Annotated in this window: 7 protein-coding genes; 2 read left to right on the forward strand and 5 right to left on the reverse strand. The window is 57.5% G+C overall.

Annotated features, from left to right (window positions below; all coding sequences use genetic code 11):
• Positions 1–5: 5 nt before the first annotated feature.
• Positions 6–1,616, reverse strand: a complete 1,611-nt coding sequence (locus I3253_RS18190; RefSeq protein WP_197919242.1) for a L,D-transpeptidase family protein — start codon at positions 1,614–1,616, stop codon at positions 6–8.
• 310 nt (positions 1,617–1,926) lie between these two features.
• Between I3253_RS18190 and I3253_RS18195 the strand changes: the two genes are divergently transcribed.
• The gene (locus tag I3253_RS18195) at positions 1,927–2,496 is read left to right on the forward strand and encodes a YcbK family protein (RefSeq protein WP_197919243.1); all 570 of its coding nucleotides are present in this window, start codon (positions 1,927–1,929) and stop codon (positions 2,494–2,496) included.
• Between the two features lie 59 nt (positions 2,497–2,555).
• Here the strand turns inward: I3253_RS18195 and I3253_RS18200 are convergent, their stop codons facing one another.
• From I3253_RS18200 to I3253_RS18210, 3 genes are all read right to left on the reverse strand, one after another.
• Entirely contained in the window at positions 2,556–3,476 is a 921-nt protein-coding gene (locus I3253_RS18200) for an ABC transporter transmembrane domain-containing protein (RefSeq protein WP_197919244.1), read from the reverse strand.
• A 79-nt stretch (positions 3,477–3,555) separates the two neighbouring features.
• A complete protein-coding gene (locus I3253_RS18205) occupies positions 3,556–3,972 on the reverse strand; it encodes a hypothetical protein (RefSeq protein WP_197919245.1) in 417 nt (138 codons plus the stop codon).
• A 94-nt stretch (positions 3,973–4,066) separates the two neighbouring features.
• Positions 4,067–4,291 carry a hypothetical protein gene (locus I3253_RS18210; RefSeq protein ID WP_197919246.1) on the reverse strand — a complete coding sequence of 75 codons (225 nt, stop codon included), beginning with the start codon at positions 4,289–4,291 and terminating at the stop codon, positions 4,067–4,069.
• An 86-nt stretch (positions 4,292–4,377) separates the two neighbouring features.
• On the opposite strand from I3253_RS18210, the gene I3253_RS18215 reads away from it, so the two are divergent.
• Positions 4,378–5,070 (forward strand): M48 family metallopeptidase, encoded by a 693-nt coding sequence (locus tag I3253_RS18215; protein WP_197919250.1) that lies wholly within the window; start codon positions 4,378–4,380, stop codon positions 5,068–5,070.
• An 11-nt stretch (positions 5,071–5,081) separates the two neighbouring features.
• Here the strand turns inward: I3253_RS18215 and I3253_RS18220 are convergent, their stop codons facing one another.
• Positions 5,082–6,368, reverse strand: coding sequence for a calcium-binding protein (locus I3253_RS18220; RefSeq protein WP_197919247.1), 1,287 nt, complete (start codon positions 6,366–6,368; stop codon positions 5,082–5,084).
• Positions 6,369–6,580: the final 212 nt, after the last annotated feature.

The following is a 6,580-nucleotide window of genomic DNA, read 5'->3' on the forward strand; positions in this document are numbered from 1 at the left end:
CGTATTTATCCCTGATGCGAGCGCAAGACCACCCCTTCATTCGCCATCGCCTTCCAGATCTTGGCATCGCGACCATAGACATCACGGCGATACTGAACCGGGCCCTTCGCCTGGGTATAGGCGGTGCGATAGATGATGTGCACCGGAATTGGCTGTTCAAGATCCACCTGGGTTTCACGCTTGGTTTTCAGCCGCTCCTGGAAGAATTCCTTGGGGTTTTCGACTTGCCTGGCCAATAACGCATAGGCAAATTGGAACGGTTCCTGCAACCGGATGCAGCCATGGCTGAAGGCGCGAACCTCTTGATTGAACAGCCTTTTTTCAGGCGTGTCGTGCAGATAAATGTTGTATTTGTTCGGAAACATGAATTTGACCAGTCCCAGCGCGTTTGAATTGCTGGGCGGTTGCTTCATGTCGAAGGGGAAGTTGCGGGCCGAGTAATTGGCAAAATCGACATTGGCCCGATTTACCGTGCGGCCCCGCGCATCGACAAGACGCATATAGCTGACCGCGTTCGGGTTGCGTTTCAGCATCGGCAGATACTCTTTGGTCGCAATGGAACGGGGCACGTTCCATGTCGGGTTAATGACCATGTGTTCCATGGTGTCGGAAAATTCCGGTGTGCGCCGGTCACTCTGGTTCTTGCCCACGACCGACCGGGTCCGGAATGTCACTTTGCCATCGTCATAGATCTTGGCGGTGAAATCGGTCAGGTTCACCGAGATTTCCCGCCCCTCATTGGCCCGGCTAAGCCAGCGTTCACGCTCCATCGCCACCATCACCGATTTCAACCGGTATTCGGGCGGGCGATTTATTTCGTCAATCGTGCTCTTGCTGGCAACACCATCCGCCGTAAGTCCGTGTGCAAGCTGAAAGGCCTGTACCGCCCTCTCGATCTCGCGATCATAAATTGCCGTTGCGCTGCGTCCCATAAAGCCCATTTCGATCAAACGATTTCGCAGGATCACCACGCGCGGGCCACTGTCCCCGGGCGCCAGCTTCGCGCTACCGGGAACTTCGGCCCCCCAACCCCCGGTCGCAACCAACCGCTCCAGCCGAAGTTTTTCCTTCATCAGGCGCAGGTATTCCGGTGACTGCGGCGGCAAGCTACGCAGGAATTCCCGGGGGTCCGGGCTGGCAGCAAAACTGCGGATAAGTTCGCCACGATCGCGGCGCACAACCTCGCGCACCATTCCGCTGTCGATGTCCGAAGGCACGAACATGCCTGATGACACATCGCGTGCGTAGGTCAGAAAGGCCTCGGTCAGGGCCACTTCGACCAATCCCAGAGCGCGGGCGCTGCGCGCGGTTGACATCTCTGAAAGCAGTTGGCCGGCTTCGTACCGCGCGCCGGGCAAGGCATGGTCCTCGGCCCGCGACAACGCCTCGATCAGTGCCTTGCGCCGCGCTTTGTCCAGCGCGCCTTCGCCCGTCCAGACAGGCGCATATTTCCTGTCACGATAGAAAGCGGCGGCATCGGCATCATGCGCGGCCGCTTCGGCCACGGCCTGCTTGAAGGCGGTAACGGCCTGTGCCGGCACTGCGCTCAAAGACACTGTCATCGCCAGGATCACAGCCGGAATGGAAAAGGATTTCAGCCAGAGAATTCGAAACATGAGCAATATCCTCTTGCAGACAGGAAAAGTGCTGACAAGTGTCGGCATTTGTACGCTTCCTGTCCACTTTCTTTTGACCCGGTATTGAAACACTGCACCGGCTGTCGCCCAATTCCAGCGTCGGAGCGCCGAAGCCACAAGTTGGACCAATTAAGCAAATTTTTGCTCAAATGTGTTGATCTGCCCTGCGCGACGAAAACACCTCTTGGTCGGCGAATCGTTCTATGCCATAAAACGCGCACATCTGGGGATGTACACTCATGTCACGTAACATCGTGACCAGGATAGCGACGGGACAGGCGCCGAAACTATGAAAGACAGCAGCTCTTTGAGCATATCCAGACGTGGCCTGCTGGCCGCCTTTGCCGCCACCACCGTGGCCGCAGCACCGACATTTTCCAATGCAGCAGGGTTCTTGCGCGGCGGCGGCGACATCCGCCGCATTCGAATGTATTCCGGGCGCACCGGCGAGAAACTTGATACGATTTACTGGATCGAAGGTGAATATATCAAGGAAGCCGTGAACGAGATCAACATGTTCATGCGCGACTGGCGCACCAGCGATGTCAAGAAGATCGATGTTCGCGCCATCGACATCATGGCCGCGTCACATAATCTTCTGGATGTGAGCGAACCGTATCTGTTGCTGTCTGGATACCGCAGTGCCGCCACGAATGCGATGCTCCGCTCGCGTTCGCGAAACGTGGCGAAAAACTCGCTGCACATCAAGGGACAAGCGGCCGATCTGCGATTGGCATCACGATCGGTCAATCAGATCGCCAAAGCTGCGGAAGTCACCCGTGCCGGCGGTGTCGGGCGTTACACCGGATCGAATTTCGTGCACATGGATAGCGGACCGATCCGCAAATGGGGCCGGTAAGCCGGCCAGATTATCCATGCACCATGAGGACTTGACAAAGGCGCCATGCGGCGCCTATTTCATGTTGGATGCACCGCAGGCGGACCCATGATCAGATCAAATTTCACACGTACCGCGCTCAGTTCCTTGTAAAAACCCAAAAGCGCGCGCCAGGGGGCGCTGATCCTCTCCAGCGCCGCAATCGACGCCACCACGGTTCCGACATCGCTTCGTCCGTGCATCATCAGAACGCCTCCGATGAGCAAAATTCCCACCAGTCCAATGCCGTTCAATAGGTTCATCGCAAATTTCATCGACAACTTCAGCCGAAAGATGCCGCGCCGCGTGGTGTAGATGTGGTCAAAATCGTCCAGAACGCCCTGCTGGGCATCGCGAATCCGTTCCAGGTTTTCTTCGGAAATCGTCGAACTGGCCTCGCGCAATACCAGGGTGCGTTCCTTGACCCTCCGGTTCACGCGCTCCTGTAGCACCAGAACGATGGCCGCTTGCGGCAAGACAATCAACACCAGGAAAACGCCAAGATAAGGCTGTGTGGCGGCAATATAGGTAATCACAGACAGCAGCGTCCCCACCTGTAACAATGGGTTGGCAATGGCCGCTCCGACAAAGCGGCCCACCTCTTCGGATTCGGCAGAGATGATCGTGGCCAATGTGCCGGTGTCGCGGGTGGTTTCCGTTTCGGCAGAGAAACGCGCCTTGTAGATGCCCTGACGAATATCGCGAATTGTGTCTTCGCCCAAAAGGGAGCTGCGGTAGTTCAACACGTACTTGAAGATATTGGTAAGGACGATCACCCCAAGATACCCGGCACACAGCCAGACCAGTCGGGCAAGCTCCATATCCGGACCAAGACCGTTGATAATATCCTTTTGGTACCGCAGCGGGGCGGCCGCCAAAGCCGCGACAATCAATGACAGGACGATCAGCAGGATCTGGCGACGACCGGTATGTGCCCAGATACGTTTGTAAAAATTCAGCATGCTCCGCTCCTGCCTGGCCTTCGGCAACCTTAGGCCAGGCAGATAACGGGTTTCCAGCCCGATGCGAAAACGCCATGGATCAGCCGTTGTAGCGCCAGTTTCCCTTGCGCTCCGATACTTCGGTCTCGCCCGGCAAGAGCGTGCCAAGCCGCACGTCTCCAGCCATGTCGGCCCCGGCCGAACCGGTTGCAGCCTGCTGATCCGCAGCCGGCGAGCCACTGGCGCTGACTTCCGGCTGCGGCGTTGGTGTATCTGCCGCAACAACCGGTTCCGCTTCGGGCGCGTGGGTGGGTACAGCCACGGGCGCCATCACTTCCGGTTCCGCCGTTGCGCGGCCGCTTTCTCGCTTGAGACGAGACACGGCGACATAAACGATTGCGCCCAGAACCACCGACACGAGGAGCGACATCCCCAGCACCGCGGCGCTCACAAGGATCACGGCGATACCGGCTGCCGCGCCTATCATCACCTGCTTCGTTTCCAGTTTCGATGTCATGTTTTCCTCCCCAGATTGGTCGCAAACCCATGCCTGGCGGAATACACAGGCGCCGGTTAGCGGCCTCACTATACACGGGCTTCCGGAAATACACCTAGGTCATGTTGCCGACAGACTGTTCCAATGCCGAAATGGCTTGATGTTCGGGGCGCCAGAAAACGATCTTGCGATCGTGGTTTCGCAGGTGGCGCCCCTGAACGGCGCCTTTTGTCGGTTTGCGAGGCTCCCGAACCGGATGGTCGGGGAAGACCCCGATGAACTGATCCGGCGTGCATCCAACGACAAGGCGTTCCTGGTGTTGCGTGGCCTGGCGAGCCATACCGGTCTGTGTTCTGGCCAAAAGGCGGAGTCACATTGCGTCAAGCGCCGCTTGCCCTTGTCGCAACAGTGCCCCATATCTTTGTTATGCTCAAGTTCACGCCCATCCTGATTGCCCTGATCTATGGCCTTTTGATGTTCCGGTTTTCGGCCTGGCGCACGTCACGCGAACTGGACGCGCGATCCACCGAACTGGCGGACCCTTCGCTTGTGCCCCTGGTCCGGACCATGGCCCGGGCGCTGGACCTGCCCCGCATCCGAGTACATATTTACGAAATCGAGCCGGTCAACGGGCTCGCCGCGCCGGATGGGCGCATTTTCATCACACGCGGCTTTTATAATCGTTATCGCGCCGGCGACGTGACCGCGCCGGAAATGGCCAGCGTCATTGCACACGAACTGGGCCATGTGGCGCTGGGACATTCCCGTCGCCGAATGATCGACTTTTCCGGCCAGAACGCGCTGCGAACGGCCCTGGCCATGGTATTGTCCCGTTTTCTGCCCGGTATCGGACCGATGATCGCCAATTCTGCCATGTCGCTGTTGATGGCGCGCCTGTCACGCTCGGACGAATACGAGGCTGACAGCTATGCCGCCGCACTGCTCACCAAGTCCGGCATCGGCACCGGACCACAGAAATCCCTGTTCCAAAAGCTTGAAAAGCTGACCCAATCAGGCGCCGCGCCCATGCCTGCCTGGTTACTCAGCCACCCCAAGACCGGCGAACGTATCGCGGCCATCGAGGCACTGGAGCACAAATGGGGCATACCCCAAACCTAGCGAAACCGCCGTCAATCAGTAAAAATAAAATTGGCAGGATTATTGACCTGAGCGGCTGAAAACGTGCCCATCAAACCAAGCCCTCCATGGTCCCCGACAAATACGACAACTCCGCCCTGCACATCCTCGAACCGCAGATCGGCAACGGAATTGATGTCGTCATAGTCCAGTTCAATCACGTCCTTTCCGATCTCGAAGTCAGTAATCAGATCGCCCTGGACCATATCATCAAGCTCAAAGAAGAACCGGTCCGCACCTGACCAGCCAGTCAACGTGTCACGGCCCTCGCCGCCCAAAAGCGTATCGGCGCCCTGCCCGCCATTCAGCGTATCGTTTTCGCTGTTGCCGCGCAAAACGTCATCCCCCTTGCTGCCCAGCAACGTATCGGCCCCCTGGTTGCCGGCAAGGGTGTCATTGCCATCATAGCCCTTCATGTCATCATCGCCGCCATGCCCATAGATCGCATCGTCGCCTTCTTCGGCATGAATAAAATCATCGCCGCGTCCGCCCTTGATCTGGTCATCTCCGGTCCCGCCAAAGACGACATCAGTGCCATCCCCGGCCAGGACCGTGTCATTTCCACCCAGGGCGTCAATCTGGTCATTTCCACTTCCGGTTTCGATGGCGTCAGCCCCTTGCGTTCCGGTCACGAAGCGACCGGGATCCGCACCGTTCGGATCGTCTGCGTCCAGGGTAAAGACCATCTGCACCACCTCATAGGGTCTCAACCGCAGCGAAATCTCGTTGTTGTCCAGATTGTTACTGTCCAGAACCAGGTCTTCGATTGTCGCAAGAACGTCGTGTTCGTTGAAATAATAGCGCTCGCCATCCACGATACGGTATTGGGCTTCCACAAGGTTGCCGTCACGGTCGCGGTAGATACCGTCCGAGCTTTCGCTGGATTGGTCATACCCGATCCTAACCGCGCTGGCTGTCTCGAACCGCGTAAACAGGCTCGACACGTCCAGTTCCAGATCCACCGGCTCATCCGTACGCGACAGGATCTGGAATACGATCTTGTCGTCGGACTGATAGGTGATGACTTCCATGCGCCCGTCATCATTGCTGAACTCGGTGTGAACCAGTTCCATCCCCACCAGTTCCGTAGACATCACATCAAACATCGCCCCCCGGGTCGAATTATGCACCCGATCTTCGTCATCCAGCAGAGGCATGTCCGAGCGTGTACCCGCCAGATGTGTCGTCGTGTTGTGGATCGCCGGCCAGCTTTGCGCAGCATCCGCACCCATGTCGATCATATAGGAAAACTGCTTGGCGATCACTCCTGCCCCGCGCATGCCGTTCTGGGGAAAATTCGACGTGCGCACATTCCATTCGGTAATGTGAAGGTCCAGTTCCTTGTCAAAGTTCTGGTCCCAAATCTCGTAATCCTTGTCGATAAATTGTCGTTCGTTGCTGTGTTCGCGGAATACTGAAGTGGTCCCGGAAATCCGGACAGTTAGCTAAGGTGTATCCCGAACTTTTTGGAGGGATACGAGATGGCGAAACG

Source organism: Thiosulfatihalobacter marinus (assembly GCF_016019955.1).
Lineage (GTDB): Bacteria > Pseudomonadota > Alphaproteobacteria > Rhodobacterales > Rhodobacteraceae > Shimia > Shimia marinus_A.

Bases quoted from the DNA above. Each gene is read 5' to 3' on its own strand.
- I3253_RS18215 (WP_197919250.1), top strand. From the start codon at position 4,378: ATGCTCAAGTTCACGCCCATCCTGATTGCCCTGATCTATGGCCTTTTG.
- I3253_RS18220 (WP_197919247.1), bottom strand. From the start codon at position 6,368: ATGCGCGGGGCAGGAGTGATCGCCAAGCAGTTTTCCTATATGATCGAC.
- I3253_RS18210 (WP_197919246.1), bottom strand. From the start codon at position 4,291: ATGGCTCGCCAGGCCACGCAACACCAGGAACGCCTTGTCGTTGGATGC.
- I3253_RS18190 (WP_197919242.1), bottom strand. From the start codon at position 1,616: ATGTTTCGAATTCTCTGGCTGAAATCCTTTTCCATTCCGGCTGTGATC.
- I3253_RS18200 (WP_197919244.1), bottom strand. From the start codon at position 3,476: ATGCTGAATTTTTACAAACGTATCTGGGCACATACCGGTCGTCGCCAG.
- I3253_RS18205 (WP_197919245.1), bottom strand. From the start codon at position 3,972: ATGACATCGAAACTGGAAACGAAGCAGGTGATGATAGGCGCGGCAGCC.
- I3253_RS18195 (WP_197919243.1), top strand. From the start codon at position 1,927: ATGAAAGACAGCAGCTCTTTGAGCATATCCAGACGTGGCCTGCTGGCC.